Annotated in this window: 17 protein-coding genes, 1 tRNA gene, 1 other RNA gene and 1 pseudogene; 12 read left to right on the forward strand and 8 right to left on the reverse strand. The window is 66.9% G+C overall.

Annotated features, from left to right (window positions below; genetic code table 11):
• A pseudogene (locus ACTHQX_RS07925) lies at nucleotides 1-123 on the forward strand (sugar phosphate isomerase/epimerase); the annotation flags it as partial.
• Between the two features lie 95 nt (nucleotides 124-218).
• Here ACTHQX_RS07925 and ACTHQX_RS07930 read toward each other — a convergent pair.
• Nucleotides 219-1,265: a glycosyltransferase family 4 protein gene (locus ACTHQX_RS07930; protein WP_236806589.1), complete on the reverse strand. Its 1,047-nt coding sequence runs from the start codon at nucleotides 1,263-1,265 to the stop codon at nucleotides 219-221.
• A gap of 179 nt (nucleotides 1,266-1,444) precedes the next feature.
• On the opposite strand from ACTHQX_RS07930, the gene ACTHQX_RS07935 reads away from it, so the two are divergent.
• Both ACTHQX_RS07935 and ACTHQX_RS07940 read left to right on the forward strand, forming a co-directional pair.
• Complete coding sequence (locus ACTHQX_RS07935; protein WP_440156970.1) at nucleotides 1,445-2,176, forward strand: DsbA family oxidoreductase; 732 nt, start codon at nucleotides 1,445-1,447, stop codon at nucleotides 2,174-2,176.
• Nucleotides 2,177-2,307: 131 nt separating this feature from the next.
• Nucleotides 2,308-2,958: a TetR/AcrR family transcriptional regulator gene (locus ACTHQX_RS07940; RefSeq protein WP_236806588.1), complete on the forward strand. Its 651-nt coding sequence runs from the start codon at nucleotides 2,308-2,310 to the stop codon at nucleotides 2,956-2,958.
• Nucleotides 2,959-2,992: 34 nt separating this feature from the next.
• On the opposite strand, the gene ACTHQX_RS07945 is transcribed toward ACTHQX_RS07940, so the two are convergent.
• On the reverse strand, nucleotides 2,993-3,667 hold the full coding sequence (locus ACTHQX_RS07945; protein WP_236806586.1) for a LytR C-terminal domain-containing protein: 675 nt from the start codon (nucleotides 3,665-3,667) through the stop codon (nucleotides 2,993-2,995).
• The gene (locus tag ACTHQX_RS07950; RefSeq protein ID WP_440156686.1) at nucleotides 3,660-3,959 is read right to left on the reverse strand and encodes a type II toxin-antitoxin system VapB family antitoxin; all 300 of its coding nucleotides are present in this window, start codon (nucleotides 3,957-3,959) and stop codon (nucleotides 3,660-3,662) included. Before ACTHQX_RS07950 ends, ACTHQX_RS07945 begins: the two co-directional genes overlap by 8 nt.
• Before the next feature lie 148 nt (nucleotides 3,960-4,107).
• Between ACTHQX_RS07950 and ACTHQX_RS07955 the strand changes: the two genes are divergently transcribed.
• Nucleotides 4,108-5,037 carry a hypothetical protein gene (locus ACTHQX_RS07955; protein WP_236806584.1) on the forward strand — a complete coding sequence of 310 codons (930 nt, stop codon included), beginning with the start codon at nucleotides 4,108-4,110 and terminating at the stop codon, nucleotides 5,035-5,037.
• Nucleotides 5,038-5,195: 158 nt separating this feature from the next.
• Nucleotides 5,196-6,767 carry a stealth conserved region 3 domain-containing protein gene (locus ACTHQX_RS07960; protein ID WP_236808928.1) on the forward strand — a complete coding sequence of 524 codons (1,572 nt, stop codon included), beginning with the start codon at nucleotides 5,196-5,198 and terminating at the stop codon, nucleotides 6,765-6,767.
• Between the two features lie 102 nt (nucleotides 6,768-6,869).
• Here the strand turns inward: ACTHQX_RS07960 and ACTHQX_RS07965 are convergent, their stop codons facing one another.
• Both ACTHQX_RS07965 and ACTHQX_RS07970 read right to left on the reverse strand, forming a co-directional pair.
• Nucleotides 6,870-7,781, reverse strand: a complete 912-nt coding sequence (locus tag ACTHQX_RS07965; protein WP_236806582.1) for a phosphodiesterase — start codon at nucleotides 7,779-7,781, stop codon at nucleotides 6,870-6,872.
• Between the two features lie 672 nt (nucleotides 7,782-8,453).
• Nucleotides 8,454-9,968 carry a M23 family metallopeptidase gene (locus ACTHQX_RS07970; RefSeq protein WP_440156688.1) on the reverse strand — a complete coding sequence of 505 codons (1,515 nt, stop codon included), beginning with the start codon at nucleotides 9,966-9,968 and terminating at the stop codon, nucleotides 8,454-8,456.
• Nucleotides 9,969-10,227: 259 nt separating this feature from the next.
• Here ACTHQX_RS07970 and ACTHQX_RS07975 point away from each other — a divergent pair, with 259 nt between their 5' ends.
• Entirely contained in the window at nucleotides 10,228-11,181 is a 954-nt protein-coding gene (locus ACTHQX_RS07975; protein WP_440156690.1) for an oxygenase MpaB family protein, read from the forward strand.
• Between the two features lie 24 nt (nucleotides 11,182-11,205).
• Here the strand turns inward: ACTHQX_RS07975 and ACTHQX_RS07980 are convergent.
• Nucleotides 11,206-11,293, reverse strand: a tRNA-Ser gene (locus ACTHQX_RS07980).
• A gap of 76 nt (nucleotides 11,294-11,369) precedes the next feature.
• On the opposite strand from ACTHQX_RS07980, the gene ACTHQX_RS07985 reads away from it, so the two are divergent.
• The 5 genes from ACTHQX_RS07985 to ACTHQX_RS08005 all read left to right on the forward strand — a co-directional run bounded on the left by ACTHQX_RS07985 (nucleotide 11,370) and on the right by ACTHQX_RS08005 (nucleotide 17,783).
• Nucleotides 11,370-11,693, forward strand: a complete 324-nt coding sequence (locus ACTHQX_RS07985; protein WP_236806576.1) for a hypothetical protein — start codon at nucleotides 11,370-11,372, stop codon at nucleotides 11,691-11,693.
• A 72-nt stretch (nucleotides 11,694-11,765) separates the two neighbouring features.
• Nucleotides 11,766-11,862, forward strand: an RNA gene (gene ffs / locus ACTHQX_RS07990) — signal recognition particle sRNA small type.
• Nucleotides 11,863-11,894: 32 nt separating this feature from the next.
• Nucleotides 11,895-15,578, forward strand: coding sequence for a DNA polymerase III subunit gamma and tau (locus tag ACTHQX_RS07995; protein WP_440156692.1), 3,684 nt, complete (start codon nucleotides 11,895-11,897; stop codon nucleotides 15,576-15,578).
• 131 nt (nucleotides 15,579-15,709) lie between these two features.
• Entirely contained in the window at nucleotides 15,710-16,309 is a 600-nt protein-coding gene (gene recR, locus ACTHQX_RS08000) for a recombination mediator RecR (RefSeq protein ID WP_190604438.1), read from the forward strand.
• A 115-nt stretch (nucleotides 16,310-16,424) separates the two neighbouring features.
• The gene (locus ACTHQX_RS08005; protein ID WP_440156694.1) at nucleotides 16,425-17,783 is read left to right on the forward strand and encodes an aspartate kinase; all 1,359 of its coding nucleotides are present in this window, start codon (nucleotides 16,425-16,427) and stop codon (nucleotides 17,781-17,783) included.
• 90 nt (nucleotides 17,784-17,873) lie between these two features.
• Here ACTHQX_RS08005 and ACTHQX_RS08010 read toward each other — a convergent pair whose 3' ends face one another.
• Nucleotides 17,874-18,059, reverse strand: a complete 186-nt coding sequence (locus tag ACTHQX_RS08010; RefSeq protein WP_236806572.1) for a hypothetical protein — start codon at nucleotides 18,057-18,059, stop codon at nucleotides 17,874-17,876.
• A gap of 176 nt (nucleotides 18,060-18,235) precedes the next feature.
• Nucleotides 18,236-18,430 (reverse strand): hypothetical protein, encoded by a 195-nt coding sequence (locus ACTHQX_RS08015; RefSeq protein WP_194718022.1) that lies wholly within the window; start codon nucleotides 18,428-18,430, stop codon nucleotides 18,236-18,238.
• 162 nt (nucleotides 18,431-18,592) lie between these two features.
• Here ACTHQX_RS08015 and ACTHQX_RS08020 point away from each other — a divergent pair, with 162 nt between their 5' ends.
• Nucleotides 18,593-19,042 (forward strand): MarR family winged helix-turn-helix transcriptional regulator, encoded by a 450-nt coding sequence (locus ACTHQX_RS08020; RefSeq protein ID WP_440156972.1) that lies wholly within the window; start codon nucleotides 18,593-18,595, stop codon nucleotides 19,040-19,042.
• The last annotated feature ends 61 nt before the right edge of the window (nucleotides 19,043-19,103 follow it).

The raw sequence follows: 19,103 nt of genomic DNA on the forward strand, positions 1-19,103 counted from the left end.
GAGTGGGAAGACGCCGGCATGGACCGCCTCCACGGCGCCCCCGAAGCCCTCGCCGCGCTGAAGAAGTTCGACTTCCCGGCGTCGCAGACCAGCTTCGACGCCGCTTTCAGCAGCAAGGCCTGACCCCACTGCGTTGGAGTTTTTGTGCAGATATCGTGCTCTCAACAGCCTTTTGAGGCCAGTATCTGCACAAAAACTCCGCCTCAGGCACGCGCGGCCTACCTGTTAGGCCGCGCCGTCTGTTCCGGAATGTTTCCGCCGAGGATCTGTTCGTAGAGCGCCAGATGGTCGGCCACCATGCGGGCCGAGCTGAAGCGCTGCTCGACGGCGGCGCGGCAGGCTTCCCTGCTGAGCCCCGCGGCCTCGGCGGCGAACCCAGCAAGCTGGCCGGTGCTGCCCAGATAACCCGTGACGCCGTGCTCCACGATTTCCGGAGCAGCACCGGCAGGGGTCCCGACCACGGGGGTTCCGGTGGCGAGCGCCTCAATCATCACGAGGCCGAACGGCTCAGGCCACTGGATCGGGTTAAGGAACGCGAGCGCACCACCGACCAGTTCGTATTTCTCGGCGTCGGACAGCGGCCCCATGAACTCCATATCGGGGCCCAGTGCCGGCCTGACCACGTCGTCGAAATAGCCCTGCTCCTCGGCTCCCTGGATCCGGGCGCTGATGCGCAGGGGGATTCCCGCCGCTCGTGCGGTCTGGATTGCTTCGAGGATGCCCTTGTCCGGGGACAGCCGTCCGATGAAGCACAGATAGCCGCCGTCCCCCTGGCCCACCGGAACGGACGCCACGTCCATGCCATGGTGGATCACCTTCGTCACGGTGACCTCCGGCGAGCGGCTCACCTGGTCACGGGAGATGGCAATAATGCCGGTGGTCTTTCCGATCGCGGTGTACAGGTCCACAGCCTGCGGTGCCAGGCGGATATGGATGGTGGTGACCACCGGGACTCCGGCCGGACGGCCGGCGTACAGCGGTCCGCTCATCGTGTGGTCGTGGATGATGTCCATGCCTGTCATGCCGTCGTAGGCCCTGATGATGTGGCTCAGCTCGGACAACGCGAGTCCCAAGTCCGCCGGTTCCGAGGGGCGCATCCGCGGGGCCAGGGGAACCGGGCAGGTGCTGTCGGAAGGGGCGGCAAGCAGCACCTCATGCCCGGCTGCGGCGAACCCGCGTGCAAGGCTGTCCACCACCCGCTCGCTGCCCCCGTAACCGGGCGGCGGCACCGGGATCCACGGTGCCGATATGAGTCCAATGCGCACTTTTGCCTCCCACGAAGGTACGGCCTGACCGCCGGGAGTTAGTCCAAACAATATGGCCGGGCCCGCCGTCAAACAAGGCCTGCGCGACGCCGGACTCCCCGACCACGAGCGGCAGCCAGCGTGACCAAAGCAACTGCCAGAGCAGGAATGCACGGCGAGGCATGCGGGTTGTCGCAGGCATGAAGATTGAGATCTGGTCAGACATTGCCTGCCCCTGGTGCTACATCGGCAAGCGCCGGTTCGAGGCCGCCCTCGCCGAGTTCCCGCACCGCGACCAGGTGGAGGTGCAGTGGCGCAGCTACCAGCTGGACCCCAGCGTGCCCGAGCACTATGACGGCACGGAGCTGGACTACCTCAGCAAGCGCAAGGGCATGGCCCCGGACCAGGTTACGCAGATGTTCGACCATGTAGCAGCCCAGGCCAAAGGCGAGGGACTCAACTACCGGTTCGACGCCGTCGTGGTTGCCAACAGCTTCACGGCCCACCGGCTCATCCACCTGGCCGCCGCGAACGGCAAGCAGGACGTGGCCAAGGAGCGGCTGCTCAGCGACCACTTCGAGCACGGCAAGGACATCGGCAGCCCCGACTATCTCGCGTCGGTGGGCGCGGACCTTGGGCTCGACGCCGGCGAAGTGGCCGAGCTGTTCAGCACCGACAAGTACGCCGACGACGTCCGCCGCGACTTCGCCGAAGCCCGCGCCCTGGGCATCAGCGGCGTGCCGTTCTTCGTGATCGACCGCAAGTATGGACTGTCCGGAGCCCAGCCCGCGGCGAGCTTCACCATGGCCCTCGAGCAGGCCTGGCAGGAGTCGCACCCGCTGGTGATGGTCGGCGACAACGCCGGCGCCAACCACGAAGGGTCCGAGTCGGCTAACGCAGAGGCTTGCGGCCCGGACGGCTGCCCGGTCTGAGCTCCCCGGGCCCGCGGGAGCTCCGGACAGCGGAGTTTTTGTACAGATATCGTCCCCTGAAGGGTATTTAGCGGCCATAAGCTGGACAAAACTCGGAACGGTTTGGTGACAGATGGCGGTAAAGTGTCCCTATGCCCCGGATTTCGGCCCCCAGCAACGCCGCGCAGCGCGCCGAGACCCAGCGCCGCATCCTGAACGCCTTCGGTGAGCTCCTCTTCTCGCACGGGCTGCCCGGGCTCACCATGACCGACGTCGCCCGGCACGCAGGGATCGGCCGCACGGCTGTCTACAACTACTACGCCGACATCGAAGAGCTCCTGATTGCCTACGCACTCGTGGAAACGGAACGGTTCATGACCGGGCTGCGGGAGTCGCTCGCCCGGCTGGACAATCCGGTGGACCGGCTGGCCCTGTACGTGCGGGCCCAGGTGGAGGATCTCAGCCGCCGGCATCTGCCGCCGGGTCCGGCCATGGGCGCCGTCCTCTCGCCGGCGTCGTTCGCCAAGCTGGCCGACCACGTGGGCGGGCTCAGTGACATGCTGCAGGACATTCTTCGCGACGGCATGGACCAGGGCTACTTCCCGGTGGCCGATCCCCTCCAGCAGGCGCAGCTGATCCACGGCACGCTCTCCTCCAGCGCCGCCCGGGGCGGCGACGCCTCCGGGGACCTGGAGGAAAGGATTTCCCGGACCGTCCGCTTCATCCAGTTGGGCGCCGGGGCCAGGTTCGACGACGGCGGCCGCCCCTTGCGCCTGCAGCCGCCCACCGCTGCGGCCGGCTAAGGAACAGCCGGCAAAGGCTCAGGCGGCTAAAGGCTCAGGGCTTGGCGCCCTGGGTCGGCATGACTGGCCACTGCGAATCGTCGGCGACGCGACGGCTTTCCCGCGGGCAGCTGAGCTGGCCCGGCGTCTGGTCAACAAGCTGCGGTTTGACCAGGCCGCGGTAGTCGCCAGTCAGGATCACGTCCACGGTGGCGTCCTTGCGGCCGTCCTGGAAGTAGTCCGAGCCCGGCAGATTCCGCTGCACGGTAAAGGCCGCCGCCTGTCCGGCAGCACCTGAGACGATGGCCGCCACGCCGCGGTAGCCGGTTTCCGTGTTGGCCACATTGCCGAGAACAAACTTCCTCGCCTTGAACTCATTGGCTGCCGCCTTGGCCAGGCCGTTGCGGCTCGTGGCGTTGAGGACGTTCACCTTCACCTTCGCGGGCGGTGTGTAGTCGAACGTTGTTGCCGGGCAGACGGAGGAGTTCTCCTGGGCCTGGATAGCGGACGGAAACTTGATCTGCCCGCTCATCACCCCCATTGCCCCCATGATCCCCGCGACAATAAGGCCAAGCAGCAGCACGAGCACCACACCGTGCAGGATCCGGCGGCGAAGGCGGCCGGGGTTCTCCGCGTTCTCGTCGTCCTCGACGAACGTGGCCCTGAGCTCTGGGCCACTAATCACGCGGTGACCGTGGAGGACGGTCACGTCTTTGGGTTTTCTAGCCATCGATCACAAGCACCCTTGCATGTATGGCGGTGCGCTGGTGGAGTGCAGTCCTTACCGCCCGGTGCAGGCCGTCCTCCAGGTAGAGGGTGCCCTGGTACTGCACCACGTGGGGAAACAGGTCCCCAAAGAAAGTCGAGTCCTCGGCAAGGAGCGCATCAAGATCCAGGGTCCGCTTGGTGGTCACAAGTTCATCCAGCCGCACGGGACGGGGCGGAAGAGCCGCCCAGTCTTTGGGGGTACTGAAACCATGGTCGGGGTAAGGGCGTCCCTCGCCCACAGCTTTGAATATCACCCTGCAAGCTTAAGCAACTGGCCGGTTCCAGGGAATGTGGGACCAGCGCGCCGCCGGAGGTTGTGGCCAAACAGTAACTATCTGTCACATGCTGTCCGCCTGCCCCGGTCCGGGCGGATCGGCCGGTGTCGGCTGACAGAATGGAGCCATGACTGCACCTACCGCGAATGCCGCCCCGGGATTCGGCGCCCACACGCCGTCGACACCCGCCGTGGCCCTGCTCCTGGACGTTGACGGCCCGGTTGCCAGCCCGGTGACCAGGGATGTGAAACCGGAAATCATTGCCGACTTGGTAGCTCTCGCGAACGCCGGAGTGCCGGTCATCTTCAACACCGGCCGCTCGGACGCCTTCATCCGCGAGCAGGTCATGGAGCCCATGATCGCCGCCGGAATGCCGGGCGGAACGCTGATCCACGCAATCTGCGAAAAAGGCGCGGTGTGGTTCAGCTACACCTCGGCCGGCCCCGGACCCATCCACGTGGACCACGAGCTCGCCGTGCCGGCAGCCTACGGCGACGATGTCCGGCGCATGGTGGCTGAGGACTACTCGGCCCACATGTTCTTCGACGAAACCAAGCGCGCCATGGTGTCGGTGGAGCAGCACATTGAGGTGCCCAGCAGCGAATACCTCGCCGAGCAGAAGCTGTTTGATGCCGAGGCGATGGAGCTGATGGAACGCCACGGCCTGGGCGTCGTGCGGCTGGACCACCACGCACCCAACTCCGACGACGAGATCGACTACCGCGTGGACCCCACCATTATCTCCACGGACATTGAATCGGTGCGGCTGGGCAAGGACCTCGGCGCGAGCCGCGCCGTGGAGCTGCTGGCAGCCCAGGGCATTACGCCGCAGGCGTGGCGGACGGTCGGCGATTCCCGCACGGACTACGCCATGGCCGACTGGCTGCACCACAACGACCACGCCGTGAAGCACGTCGACGTCAGGCCTGCGGACGGCGTCCCGGCCAAGCCCTACGACGTCCTCACGGCCGCCGACCTGGGCCTGCAGGAAACGGTCATCCACGACGACGCCGGGGCCGCGTTCCTGTCCAGCTGGCGGCAGGCGCTCCTCGGCTAGGCCCGCTGCCGCGGCCCAGCACACCGGGCCAGGGCCCGGGGGCAGGCCCCGGCCGCCTGCCCGGCATGTTTCCCGGCAGGACTATCATGCAAGTAAGACTTCACCACCCCTAGCAGCATGGGAGAAACGCCATCACGGACGTAACGGTTCAGGACGACATCTATTACGGCGGTCAGGCAGCCGAGGACGACGTACCCGCACTCGCGGAAGCAACGTCGCCGGCGGCTGTGGCGCGCCTCAAACACCGCCCCGACGTCGTCCGCCGATCAGGCCGGTATGCGCTGATCAACGACACCCGGACGCCTTACCAGGCCATGGTGGAGGACCTGCTCTTCCTTCGGAATGTGCTGGACGGGGCCGGGCTGGATTACCTCCTGGTCCGGGGCAACAACGACCGTCCTGTGGTCGCCCTTGACTGGAAGGACCGGAAGAAGCTGCGGTCCGCGCTCGTTGAGGCGTGCCGGCACGAACCGTTCTACTCCATGACCGTGGATGCGAAGAAGAAAACGTCAGTCCTGGTCGCCGACGGCGAGCTCTCCGTCAACCGCCAGGCACGCATCTTCCGGCTGTACCGCCCGCGGGTGGAGCCCGAGGGCGGCTTCGAATTCGGTGCATCCGCCGGCGTCCAGGTAGAACTCTGGAGCTTCCTGGGCAACGAAGTAATCCTGCCGATCGAGAACTCGCTCACCCGCCGCACCATGATGGCCCACGAAGCCGTCCGCGGAACGGTTGAGCGCTACGGCCACACCTGGCCCACCATCGAGAACATGTTCGCTGACCACGCGAGCGACATCAGCTTCGACATCGACATGGTCTTCTCTTGGGTGGACGGCACCTCGCCGGAATACATCGCCGCCCGGCGGGCCCGGATGGCGGGCGCCGTCTTGGGCGAGGGCGACGACCACGAGGCACGCTACCGGCAGATCAATGAGCTCAAATACGCGCTCCGGTCGGTGTACATGTTTGCACCGTGGGTCCGCCGCATCTTCATCGCCACGGACTCCCCCGCGCCGGAATGGCTGAACGACCACCCGTCCGTAACCATCGTCCGGAGCGAGGAGTTCTTCGCTGACCCGTCGGTGCTGCCCACCCACAACTCGCAGGCCGTGGAGTGCCAGCTGCACCACATCGAGGGCCTCTCCGAGCACTTCCTCTACTCCAACGACGACATGTTCTTCGGGCGCCCGGTGGGCCCTGACATGTTCTTCACTCCGGGCGGGATCACCAAGTTCATCGAGGCTGAGACCCGCATCGGCCTCGGCGAAAACGACGCCGAACGCAGCGGCTTCGAGAACGCGGCCCGGGTCAACCGGAAGCTGCTCTGGAACCGCTTCGGCCGGATCACCACCCGCCACCTGGAGCACTCGGCAGCGCCGATGCGCCGGAGCCTCGTGGCCCAGATGGAGCAGGAGTTCCCGGCGGAGTTCGCGAACACCGCCGCCAGCACCTTCCGGGCCGCGGACAATATCTCCGTGACGAATTCCTTCTACCACTACTACGCGCTGCTGACCGGCCGGGCCGTGACCCAGACGGCGGCCAAGGTGCGGTACGTGGACACCACGCTCCGGTCGGGACTGAATTACCTGCCCAAGCTGCTGACCAAGCGCAACATGGACTTCTTCTGCCTCAATGACGGCAGTTTTCCGGAGGTGCCGGCCGACGAACGTGCGGACCTTGTCACGGAGTTCCTGGAGAGGTACTACCCCATCAAGGCGCCCTGGGAAAAGTAGCACTGCGAAAGCAAGAGCTGCACCGCAGGAAACACCCGCCGGATCTGACCAGTTCAGATCCGGCGGGGGTTTCTTCAGTGGAGAGCGCTCCGGCCGGGTTGGCTACTTCCGGGTGAGCACGGGACGTTTGGCCCCTTCGGGGATGCGGATTCCGGCTGCCGCAAGGCGGCGGTCCGTCTCCTCGGGGCTGACATATTCGCCCACAGTGGGAGTGGCGCCCAGCGGCACCACAGAATGCACCACCGTGTGCTCATAAACGTGCACCAGGTTGAAGGCCTGGCCGCCGTCGCGGCCGCGGGTGCCGCCCACCGGAACATTCAGGTCCTGGGTGTAGCACGTGGCTGAGGCCACGGAGACCGGGATGCCGGCGAAGCTCGCCGTCGTGGAGTAGTGCAGGTGGCCGGCAAGGATGCTGCGCACATCGGAGTTCCGGACCACGGCTGCCAGGGACGCCTGGTCGCGGAGCTCCACGAGCACGGACAGGTCCAGCACCGACGGAACCGGCGGATGGTGCAGGGCCAGGATTGTGCCGTCCGGCGCGGGGGTCTCCAGCTGCCCGGCGAGCCAGTCCAGCTGGTTGTCACTGAGTTCGCCGTGGTGGTACCCGGGCACGGACGTGTCCATGGTGATGACCCGCAGCCCGTTGACGTAGTAGCTGTGGTCGACGGGATCGTCGTTGCCGTGCTGGTTGAACAGGCCGGCGCGGAAGTTGGCGCGGTTGTCGTGGTTGCCCATGGCCCAGATGACCTGGGCACCGAGATCCCGGCAGGCAGGCTCCACGACCGCGCGGAGCTTGGCGTAGGCCTCGGGGTCGCCTTTGTCCGCCAGGTCGCCGGTGAAAATCACAGCTTCCGGGCGCGCGCCGGATGCCTGAACCTCGTCGAAGAGCTGGATCAGGCGGGCTTCGCTGTCAACTGCGCCGTATAGGGGGTCCGGACCTCCCAACAGGTGGGTGTCACTCAGGTGGAGTAGAAAATGGCGTGGCCGGGGATGCTCGGCCTCGATGAGCTCCATTGCTGCCTTCGCGGTAGTTAGGAAGCGGGGCGCCTCCTGTGTCCCTCTCAGTACCTTCCATCCAACCAGACAAAAAGCAAACTAGGGGGAAACGGGAGTTGGCATGTTGAAAAATTACAACACCGCCGCCGCTTTCGGGCTACCTTCCTCGCTTTCGTTTCCTTGCACGGCCATCACAGGATGACCGCTTCATTGATATGCCGCGCATTCTTCGATTTGCCGCATTCCGCCGGTATCTGGCGGAGACTGGGCTAGGCGCCCGGCAGTTTTGCTGCAGAGAAAAATGGGAAACCTCCCCTAGGCGTTCCGGGCGGAATACTCTTCCGGAACGTGCCCGGCTTACCGTGCTTGGGGGCCTTTAAAAGAACGACGACGGCGTGCGCCCCCGCTGGGCGCGCCAACGGCCCAGCAGATCCGGTACAGCCCGTACAGCCGCAGTCGGCGGACGCATCCGCCGCCGGCACCGCATCGCCCGAAGGGCATCCGATACCCTGGCGGGTTCCGTCGGGTGTCGGCGGAATCGTTTGGAGGGAAGTCACATCGTGCTCTCTCGCCGGGTGCATGGCTGTTACTAATGACAACGGCCTTGGCCTTCGTTGCATTCCCTGACCCTCCTGACCAGCTGGTTTCACCTCGAGAGCGAACAGCCCGACTGCGGCTGCCCCTCGCCGTCTACGGCGCCGCCGGGGGCTCCGCCGTCGGAACAGCTTCTGCTGTAGCCTTCGCCGTGGCCACGGCAACATCCCCAGCTGGCACGGCACTTGGCGACGTCGCGGGTGCCGGTTCCGATGTGGGAACGGGGGCTGGCGGCGCGGTGACCGGATCCGGCACCGGAGCGGGCTCGACGGGGGCAACTTCCGAACTCGTGATCGGCGCGGAAGGTACCACCGGTTCGGCGGGTGGAGCAGGGTCTGCAGGGACCGCAGGCTCCGTGGGAGCCGGATCAACCGGAGCAGGTTCCGCCGGGGCAGGGTCAACAGGTGGCGTGGTTGGCGTCGTGGGTGTCGGAGTCGGCGTCGTGGGTGTCGGAGTCGGCGTCGCAGGAGCAGGCGCCGGGGCGGGCGTAGGCGTCGGTGTGGGGGTGGGCGTCGGCTTAGGCTTGGTCGTCGCCGGAGGCTTCGGCGCCGGCGGCTTGGGACTTGCCGTAACTGTCGGATCTGTTGCCGGGCTGGAGGCCGACGAACCGGAAGTCGGCGAACCGGACGATGACGCGCTGGAGACCAGGGTGGGCCGCGCGGCTGATGCCGGGCGGGCGGGCGGGTTGGCGAGCGCGGCCGCGGTGACCGGCGTCAGTCCGTCGTCGGTGTTGCCCGGCCCGCTGTTGCCCGGGATGTTGGGGATCGCCCACCCGTAGGTGCTGGCAGCTCCGCCTGCGAAGCTGGTGAACACAGCGGGTGTCAGCTGGTCGGTCTGCCGGATGGGCAGCAGGGTCCATTCCAGGGGATCCTCGTGCTGCCCGTCCTTGATGACCTCGAAGTGCAGGTGGCAGCCAGTGGAGGATCCGGTGGTGCCCACCTCCGCGATGATCTCGCCTACCCGGACCTGGTCGCCCTTTTCGACGGCGATGCCCTGCAGGTGGTTGTACGTGGTGATCAGGCCGTTGCCGTGGTCGATTTCCACCCTGTTGCCCCCGCCCCAGGGGTGCCAGCCGGCGGCCCGGACCACGCCGGCGTCGGCTGCGTAGACACGGGTGCCGCAGGCGGCTGCATAGTCCTGGCCCCAATGGAATTCGCCCGCTTCGCCGGTGATCGGGCTGTGCCGCAGGCCGAACGGGGACGTTGGCGTGAGGTGTTCCAAGGGCGCCATGAGGAAGCCGGCTGCGGGCCGCTTCAGCGCTGCGGAGGCCACGCCCGGAGATTTGGCGGCGCCTGTCTTGGTTGCCTTGGCTTTGGAGTTGGACACGGTGTGTCCGGTGGCGGCCTTCGCGGGGGCAGCGATGCCCGACCCGCTGACCGGGTACCCGGGCGGTGCGGTGTCGGGATCGAGGAGCTCCGGCCCGACGACTCCCGAGGGAGGCGCAAGGGGAACGGCAGCACCCACGGGCTGCTGGATGGTCGTGGCCGGTCCCTGGAATCCGAAGGCAAAGACGGAGAAGCCGACAACCACCGCGGCGGACAGGCTCCGCAAGGCGATCCGGCCCGGGCCGATCACCCTCGGTGCGTGCTTGCGTCCCCCATGATTTGCCACAGAATTCTCCTGGATCAGTACCCGCCAAGCGCGTATCTCGACGAGCGTGTCCTCCATTGTGGCCACAGGCTCAAGAGCCGCGAAACCCCTAAAACTGGGGGATCAGCCGGTATGGATCCATAGGCTTTTAACGGGTGCTGCCTTGGTACTGGCCGCGGGGTACTTGGATGTCTGGCTCATCGGGCGTGCCCGGGGCACAGACAGAAAATGAGGCGGCTCCTCCACTTAACCGGCCCGCCTCGGCGCGCGAGAATGAAATATGCGGACTTTCCTGAGGGAATGGCAGGCGGAACTGAAACGCACGCTCACCGGCAGCCCGGACGCGCAGCCGGACTGGTCCCGCAAATTTGCCCAGGGCGACGACCCCGGGTATTTCCTCCCCGGTTCTGCGGTCTGGACCGTCCATGGCGGCGCGCCGACCATCGTCGGCGGCATCCGGTCCCTGTTGATGCAGACACTTCACCCCGCAGTCCTCGCCGGAGTGCACGATCATTCAAATTTCCGTGAGGATACGTTGGGCCGGCTGGCCCGGACCACTGCGTGGATCCACGCCCTCACGTACGGGTCAACGGCTGAGGCCCGGGCGGCAACCGCGAGGGTGGTCCGGCTGCACGACTCCGTTAACGGCAAGTATGTCGACGGCGACGGCGGCGTCCAGAAGTACTCCGCCAACGATCCTGAGCTGCTCCGCTGGGTGCACATCACGTTCACGGACTCGTTTCTCCGCACTCATGAGCTGTGGGCCGGGCCCATTCCGGGCGGCCCGGATGCCTACGTGCGTGAATGGGCGCAGGCGGGCAGGCTCATGGGAGTGGAGTCCCCGCCGGAGAGCAAGGCCGCCCTCGTCCGGGAGCTCGCGGAATGGTCTGCCGAAGGCACTCTCCGCTGTGATGAACGGGTCTCCGAGACAGTCGCGTTCATCAGGAACCCGCCTCTGCACCCCCTGCTGAAACCGGGTTACCGAGTGCTGTTCGCGGCCGCCGTCCTGAGCCTGGACCCCGACTACCGCCGGCTGCTCGGACTGCGGACTGCCCGGCTCGGTCCCCTGCCGCTGCCGGTGAGGTCGGCCGCCCGGGCGACTCTCGCCGTCGTACGCCTCGCACTGGGTCCGGCCAGTCCCAGCCAACTGGCCGCCCGCGAGCGGCTCCGGAGGCTGGGCGTGACGCAACTCCCTCCAGCAACCGGGGGCAGGAAGCAGAAAACCCGGTCCTGACGATGTCAGAACCGGGTTTCCCAATGGCGGAGAATGGGGGATTTGAACCCCCGAGGGCGTTAACCCAACACGCGTTCCAGGCGTGCGCCATAGGCCGCTAGGCGAATTCTCCAGCTGCTCTTGAACCAAAAGCAGATACTAGGATACCTGAACTTTCCGGCATCTCCCAATCGGCCGAAAATGGTCGCATGTCCCAGCTGCACGCACTCGTGATTTACGTTCCCTATTCCCACGTCGAGGCGGTACTCACCGCCATCGGGGACGCCGGCGCCGGCCGGCTGGGCCACTACTCGCACTGCTCCTTCACGGCGCCGGGTACTGGACGTTTTACCCCCCTGCCCGGAGCGCGGCCCTACATCGGCATCCCGGGTAGGCCAGAGGAAGTCTCCGAGATCCGGGTCGAGTGCATCGTAGAGGAGGACGTGCTCGACGCCGTCGTGCAGGGACTGCGCCGGGCCCACCCCTACGAAGAGCCGGCGTTCATGAGCTGGCCAGTGAACGGACACCGATAAGACGACGGCGGTGCCCGCCACTGCCCAAGCGGTGCCGATTCGGGCCACGCCCAAAGTTCGGGTAAAGTATCTGACGGCCCCTCATGTGGCGTCATCCTGTTGAACTCCCCCAGGACCGGAAGGTAGCAAGGGTAGATGGGCTCTGGCGGGTGCATGAGGGGTCTCTTATTTAATGTCAGTCCCTATAGGTAGGTTTTCCCTGTGACTGTTACAACTGCCCTTTACCGCAGGTACCGCCCGGACTCGTTCGCGGACGTTATCGGGCAGGAACACGTCACGGACCCGCTCATGACGGCGCTGCGCAAGAACCGCGTGAACCACGCCTACCTTTTCTCCGGCCCGCGTGGCTGCGGCAAGACCACATCTGCGCGCATCCTGGCCCGCTGCCTCAACTGTGCGAAGGGCCCCACGGACACCCCGTGCGGCGTCTGCCCCAGCTGCGTCGAACTTGCCCGCGGCGGAGCCGGCTCCCTCGATGTCATCGAGATTGACGCTGCCAGCCACGGCGGCGTGGACGACGCCCGCGACCTTCGCGAACGAGCCACCTACGCGCCGGTGCGGGACCGCTACAAGATCTTCATCATTGACGAGGCGCACATGGTCACCTCGGCGGGCTTCAACGCCCTGCTGAAGATCGTCGAAGAGCCGCCGGAACACATCAAGTTCATCTTTGCCACCACCGAGCCGGACAAGGTCATCGGCACCATCCGCTCGCGCACGCACCACTACCCGTTCCGGCTGGTGCCGCCTGCACCGCTTATGGCATACCTCGAGCAGCTCTGCCACCAGGAAAACGTCCCGGTGGCCCCCGGAGTGCTGTCGCTGGTGATCCGCGCCGGAGCGGGGTCCGTCCGGGACTCGCTGTCCGTGCTGGACCAGCTCATGGCAGGCGCCGGACCTAACGGCCTCGATTACGAGCTCGCCGTGGCACTTCTCGGCTACACGCACGCCTCGCTTCTGGACGACGTTGTCGAAGCAATCGCCGCTTCCGACGCCGCCACGGTCTTCCGCGCTGTGGACCGCGTCATTCAGACGGGCCACGATCCCCGCCGCTTCGTGGAGGACCTCCTGGAGCGCTTCCGCGACCTCATCATCGTGCAGGCCATGCCGGAAAGCGCCCAGGCCATCCTCCGCGGCATGCCGGCCGACCAGATCGCCCGGATGCAGAGCCAGGCACACAATCTCGGTGCGGCTGAGCTGTCTCGCGCCGCCGATGTCACCAACACCGCGCTGACGGAGATGACGGGTGCCACGTCGCCGCGCCTACACCTGGAACTGCTCTGCGCCCGCATCCTGCTGCCCAGTTCCGAGCAGACCGAACGCGGTATCGCCGCGAGGATCGACCGTGTGGAGCGCCGCCTGAACTACGCCGGATCCGACGCCGGTGCTCCGGTTGCAGTTGCGGTCGCGCCGGCTCCGGGGGCGGCCACGCCGGCTCCTGCTGCTCCGGTTGCGGCTGCCCCGGTTGCACCCTCCGCGTCTGTTCCGCCTGCCGCTCCTGTCCAGAACGATTCGGCCTCCCATGCTCCGGCAGCTTCGATGTCAGTTCCTGCCGCTCCGGCCGAGGCAGCTCCCGTGTCCAGCGCGTCGCAGGTGGGCCCACCCAGCATCCAGGCCCCACCCGCGGCGCAGGACGCACCCGGACGCGAAGGATCCTCGGCACAGGGCGCGCCCGGACGGGAAGCCCTGGCCGCACCACGGATCACCACTGGCGACTGGCCTATGGATGACGCCGCCGCCCGCCACCGCCCCGCCCCGGACGCGCACGACGGCCAGGGACGGGACTTCGTCGCCCAGCGTCCCGCGCCCGTACAGACCCCGGAATCCGCCCCGAGGCCGGAAGAGGCCCAACGCCACGAGGCCCCGCCCCAACAGGCCCGAGGCCCAGAGCAGGTTGCCGCAGCGGCGGCCCCGGCCGCTCCCGCGCCGCAACCACACACCCGGCCCCCGTCCAGCGCAGGCTCTGCCAGCACAGCCGCCGCCGGGGCAGCTTCCGCCGGGGCGCATGCCGACGTCGAGGTACTCCGCCGCGCCTGGCCCGAGGTCCTGCAGACGCTGACAAAAATTAAGCGGAGCACCTGGGCACTCGTGGAGCCCAACGCCCAAGTTGGCCAGTTCGACGGCCAGGTCCTGACGCTCGTCTTCACTACCTCCGGGCTGGCCGGTGCATTCGGCCGGGCGGACCACTCCGAGAATCTGCGCCAGGCCATCCACAAGACGATCGGCATCGACTGCCAGATCATCGCGGTGGCAGGCGCCGGCAGTTCAGCGAGCTCTGAGCCAAACCCAAAAGCGCCTACTAGCCGGGACGTTCCGGCTACCACCACCGACGCTGATTGGGGCCTGGCGCCTGCCCCAGGTGGCTCCGGAGACCCGGAGCCCGCCCCTGCCCGCCCTGCGGCAACTGGCCCGGCTCCGGCGTCGACGGGTTCGTCCACCGTACCCGCGGCAGGGCAGGCCCCTGCGTCTTCGCCGCAGGCCCCTGCGTCTTCGCCGGAGGCCCCTGCGGTGTCCGCGCCGCAGTGGTCAGGACCCACCATCACCGCATCCCGGTCGGACACCGCCGCACCCGCTGGCGTGGCAAGCGCTACTGGTGCATCCAGCACACCTGCACCATCGGCGCCCGCCGCCCCTGCCGGCAGCGGCAGCGCGGCGGGAGCATCGGGCAATGAACCGTCCGCAGTCCCCCAGCAGCCGGCCCCGCAGCCTGTGCCCGCCCAGGCGTCCGGCGCGCCGTCCGTTGCCGCGCAGCAAGAGGCGGCACGCGGACCTCAGCAGCAGGCCGGCGACTACTCCTATCCGGATGACGACTGGGGTCCTCCACTCGACGAAGACGCACCTCCGCTGGATGAAGAGCCTCCCATGGACTGGGAGCCATCGCGCCAGTGGCAGGGCAGCCCCGCGCCGTCGTCGGCGCCGGAGATAAAGACACCGGCGGTAAACCAGCCTGCCGAGTCCGCACCCCTGGCTGCGCGAATCCGTGCAAAAACGACACCCCCGGCGCAGGCGGAGCATCAGCCTGCTCCAGACACCTCGGCTGATCCGTGGTCCCGTGCTGTGGAGCAGACACCTGGCGTATGGGCTCTCGGTTCCGAAAGCAACGTGGGCAAGAACCCGGCCGCGGCTGACATGGACTACGACGATGAGTCGAGCGGCTCCTCTGCACCCGTGTACCCGCCAGCAGCCGCCCAGCTGCCACGCGCCGGCGGGGACGCCGGGGGAAGCCAGCTGTCCAGCACCCCGAGTGGGGACACCTCAGTTGAAGGCGGCCCGGGAGTGAGTGGGCCGGCTGTGAGTGGCCCAGCTGAAATCGCCGCTACTGAGAGCGCCCCGGAAACAGCCGAGCGCGGTGCCCCGGAGTTCGAGCCTGCCTACGCCATGGCATCCGCCGCGGCGGCTGCCGGCCACGAGTACGGAGCACCCACCCCGAACCAGGGCGTCCGCGCCCCCGCCGTCACCGCTGCCACCGAAGCCGCCCCGGTCCGCGTGCCCGTATTCGCTTCCGGCCCAGTAGTTCCGGCAGGACCAACGGTGCAGGCAGGGCCCGCGGTTCAGGCCGGACCGGCGGTACTGGCCGGCCCTTCAGTTGCCGCTGCCCGCACCGCTGCACCGGCGGCGGAGCCTGCCACCGAGACTCCCGCAAGGGGCAAACTGAGCCTCTACCAGAGGCTCTCCAACAGCCCGGAGGCCGAGGCTGGGCGGGCCAAGGCGCCCGCGCGGAGCACCGAGGAACCGGCACCATACGTGCAGGACATCCCCAGCGCGGATGACGAAACCATCGAGGAGTCGGGCGTCTTTGGCCGTGCCGCTGTCGAGCGTATTCTGGGCGGAAAGCTCATCGAAGAACGGTCACTGGACGGCAGCCCCCTGGCGCCCCGGTACTAGGCCGCGGAACCCGGCCCTGAAGTAGCTCCAGCCCGGAGCGGGAACCCAAGGGCCGGGCAGCTCGCCCCGTGACGTACCGGTGCCCCGTCTGGCGGCGCCGGCCATCTTTCAACCAAGCAATCGAGGAAAAAGTGTACGAGGGTGCAGTTCAGGAGCTGATCGACGAGCTCGGACGTCTTCCCGGCGTGGGACCGAAGTCGGCGCAGCGCCTGGCGTTCCACATCCTGGAGGCAGACCCCCAGGACATGAAGCGGCTGGTGGAGGCCATCACCACGGTCAAGGAACGGGTCAAGTTTTGCGCCGCCTGCGGCAACGTGACCGAGCAGGAACTGTGCAACATTTGCCGCGACCCGCGGCGCGACCCCTCCGTCATCTGCGTCGTGGAGGAGTCCAAGGACGTGCTGGCCGTGGAGCGCACCCGCTCATTCCGGGGCCGCTACCACGTGCTCGGCGGTGCCATTAACCCAATCGCCGGCGTCGGCCCGGAGCAGCTCCGAATCCGCGAACTCCTCAACCGGCTCAGCGATGGTGCCGTCCAGGAGATCATCATCGCCACTGACCCGAACCTGGAGGGCGAGGCCACGGCCACCTACCTGGCGCGCATGCTGCAGTCGATCGGCATCGCAGTAACGCGGCTCGCTTCCGGGCTGCCAGTAGGCGGCGACCTCGAGTACGCCGACGAAGTCACCCTGGGCAGGGCCTTCGAGGGCCGCCGGAACGCCCTCAGCTGACCGCAACGGTCACAATTCCACAGCGGGCGGGCCACGGCGATAAACTGGGTATGCCGCCGTGCCATAAGGACGCTTGGCCTCCAGAACTCCAATTTGATCCAGTGAGGGTGCACGCATGAGTATGCCCAGTACCGATGTGAAAACCGAACCGCGGCCGCAGGAGCTGCCCGCAGATGCTGCTGCCACCACGCAGCTCATTGTGCAGAAGTTCGGCGGCTCGTCGGTGGCTGACGCTGACGGCATCAAGCGCGTGGCCAGGCGCGTGGTCGACGCCCAGAGGGCCGGCAACGAAGTCGTCGTCGTCGTCTCCGCGATGGGAGACACTACCGACGAACTCCTTGACCTTGCCGGCCAGGTCACCGACTCAGCCCCGGCCCGCGAGATGGACATGCTCCTCTCCGCCGGAGAGCGCATCTCCATGGCCCTGCTGGCCATGGCCATCAACAAGTTCGGCGCCTCCGCGCAGTCCTTTACGGGTTCCCAGGCCGGCATGATCACGGACGGGATCCACGGCAAGGCCCGGATCATTGACGTCGATCCGCACCGCATCCGCACGGCCCTGGACAAGGGCCACATTGCCATCGTCGCCGGGTTCCAGGGCATGAGCCGCTCCACGAACGAGATCACCACCCTCGGCCGCGGCGGTTCGGACACGACGGCGGTGGCCCTTGCCGCCGCCCTCGAGGCTGACGTCTGTGAGATCTACACCGACGTTGACGGCATCTACACGGCGGACCCCCGAGTGGTGCCGTCAGCCCAGAAGATCGACCGCATCTCCAGCGAAGAGATGCTGGAACTTGCCGCGTCCGGGGCCAAGATCCTCCACCTCCGGTGCGTCGAATACGCCCGGCGGTTCGGCGTGCCGCTGCATGTCCGTTCCTCATTCAGCCAGAACGAAGGCACCTGGGTCCTGCCCGGCGCCGATGACAAGATCACGACTCAAGAGGGAGTTGCCTTGGAGCAGCCAATCATCTCCGGTGTTGCACACGACCGCTCGGAAGCAAAGGTCACCGTTGTAGGTGTTCCGGACATCCCCGGCAAGGCAGCCGCGATCTTCCAGGTCATCGCGGACGCGCACTCGAACATCGACATGATCGTCCAGAACGTCTCCACGCACGGCACCGGCAGGACGGACATCTCCTTCACGCTGCCCATCGTCGAGGGCGCCGACGCCCTTGCCGCCCTCCGTGCAGCGCAGGCTGAAATTGGGTTTGAAAGCATCGAGTACAACGAGCAGATCGGCAAGCTGTCGCTGATCGGCGCAGGCATGCGCTCCCACCCTGGCGTTTCCGCCACGTTCTTCAAGGCCCTCTCCGCAGCGGGCATCAACATCAACATGATCTCCACCTCGGAAATCCGCATTTCCGTGGTGACCCATGCAGACCTGCTCGATGACGCGGTCCGGGCCATCCACAAGGCATTCGACCTGGACAGCGAAGCCGTTGCCACCGTCTACGGAGGCACCGGCCGCTAAGGGTCCCGGTCAGGTACTGCGAGTCAGTGCAGAAAGAAGCCCCTGTGCGCTCACGCGCACCGGGGCTTCTTTACTTCGTTGAAGGCGTTGTCACTTATCGAGGTCGCCCTTGCGGACAGCATAGTGGTGCCCTTCCGAGTCGGTCTCGACTTCGAACTGGGCCAGATCGTTTTCGGAAGCATGCTCATAATCGTCATGCAGGTGAACCACCGGCGTGGCTGAGTCGCCGACGGCGGCAGGGCCGAATACGAACCGGAGCCTGTCTGTCAGGTTCATAAAGCCACTGAGCACGTGTGCCACAAGTCCCACCCCCTTCCCTGCTTGAAGGCGGAGAGCGTCTGCCCTTCGACTGCCAGTGCCCTTATTTTACGCCGGGACCCTCAAAAAGAACCCCGGCCGGTACAGCCTGGCCGCTGGCACCGGGCCCGGCCGCCGGGCCCGGCCCTTGGCGGCTAACGCAGGGACTTGTCGTCGGGGTTGCGGGGCACAACGTAGGTGCTGCCGTCCGGGCGGCGGACCGTCTCCCACTGCTGCGTCTCGGCCTCGCGCTGCGCGAGCAGTTTGCGGTTCTCCTCGGTCATGTCGTGCACCAGCGAACTCCTGTTGGCGGGGCCAAAAACCGCCCTGAGCTTGCCGGTTGCCCGCATGAACCGCTGCGCGCCGTTCTCTTTTGCCACGGTGTCCACTCCATTCCACGACTACTGCCACAATCAAGGATACACTAATGATTAGTGCACTAACGATTGAAAGGGATGCTCATCACCACCCGCCCGAAATCCCCGGCCGCCGGCACGGCCGGACCAGCCGCAATGCCTGCCTCCGAGCAGGACGACCTCCTTCTGGAACGGCAACTGTGCTTCGCCCTGACCGTCGCCTCGCGCAGCGTCGTCGGCGCCTACAAGCCCGTGCTGGACAGGCTGGGGCTCACCCATCCCCAGTACTTGGTCATGCTGTGCCTTTGGGAGTCCAGCCCGCGCACCGTCCGCGATATCAGCCAGGCCCTCCTGCACGAGCCCGCGACCATCTCCCCTCTCTTGCGGCGCCTGGAAGCGGCCGGCCTCATCACGCGCAGGCGCGTGCAGGGGAACGAGCGGGCCCTGGCGGTGGACCTGACTCCGCAAGGGGCGGCCCTCCGCCAGCAGGCCACGGCAGTTCCCGGGACCATGATGGCCAAGTTGGGCCTCAGCCGGGACCAGGTGGAGAGCCTGCATAGCTCCATGATGGACCTGATTGCCGCCACAGGCTCCGCCCATGGCTGACTCCCTTTTGCTTTCAACCGGTCCACGCACGACGCCGGGACTCACCACCAGCGGTGAGTCC

It is taken from the genome of Arthrobacter sp. SAFR-023, assembly GCF_051965295.1.
GTDB lineage: Bacteria > Actinomycetota > Actinomycetes > Actinomycetales > Micrococcaceae > Arthrobacter.

Bases quoted from the DNA above. Each gene is read 5' to 3' on its own strand.
- ACTHQX_RS07965 (WP_236806582.1), bottom strand. From the start codon at position 7,781: ATGGAGCTCATCGAGGCCGAGCATCCCCGGCCACGCCATTTTCTACTC.
- ACTHQX_RS07945 (WP_236806586.1), bottom strand. From the start codon at position 3,667: ATGGCTAGAAAACCCAAAGACGTGACCGTCCTCCACGGTCACCGCGTG.
- ACTHQX_RS07985 (WP_236806576.1), top strand. From the start codon at position 11,370: ATGTCCCAGCTGCACGCACTCGTGATTTACGTTCCCTATTCCCACGTC.
- ACTHQX_RS08020 (WP_440156972.1), top strand. From the start codon at position 18,593: ATGCCTGCCTCCGAGCAGGACGACCTCCTTCTGGAACGGCAACTGTGC.
- ACTHQX_RS08005 (WP_440156694.1), top strand. From the start codon at position 16,425: ATGAGTATGCCCAGTACCGATGTGAAAACCGAACCGCGGCCGCAGGAG.
- ACTHQX_RS07975 (WP_440156690.1), top strand. From the start codon at position 10,228: ATGCGGACTTTCCTGAGGGAATGGCAGGCGGAACTGAAACGCACGCTC.
- ACTHQX_RS07940 (WP_236806588.1), top strand. From the start codon at position 2,308: ATGCCCCGGATTTCGGCCCCCAGCAACGCCGCGCAGCGCGCCGAGACC.
- ACTHQX_RS08015 (WP_194718022.1), bottom strand. From the start codon at position 18,430: ATGCGGGCAACCGGCAAGCTCAGGGCGGTTTTTGGCCCCGCCAACAGG.
- ACTHQX_RS07955 (WP_236806584.1), top strand. From the start codon at position 4,108: ATGACTGCACCTACCGCGAATGCCGCCCCGGGATTCGGCGCCCACACG.
- ACTHQX_RS07935 (WP_440156970.1), top strand. From the start codon at position 1,445: ATGAAGATTGAGATCTGGTCAGACATTGCCTGCCCCTGGTGCTACATC.
- ACTHQX_RS08010 (WP_236806572.1), bottom strand. From the start codon at position 18,059: ATGAACCTGACAGACAGGCTCCGGTTCGTATTCGGCCCTGCCGCCGTC.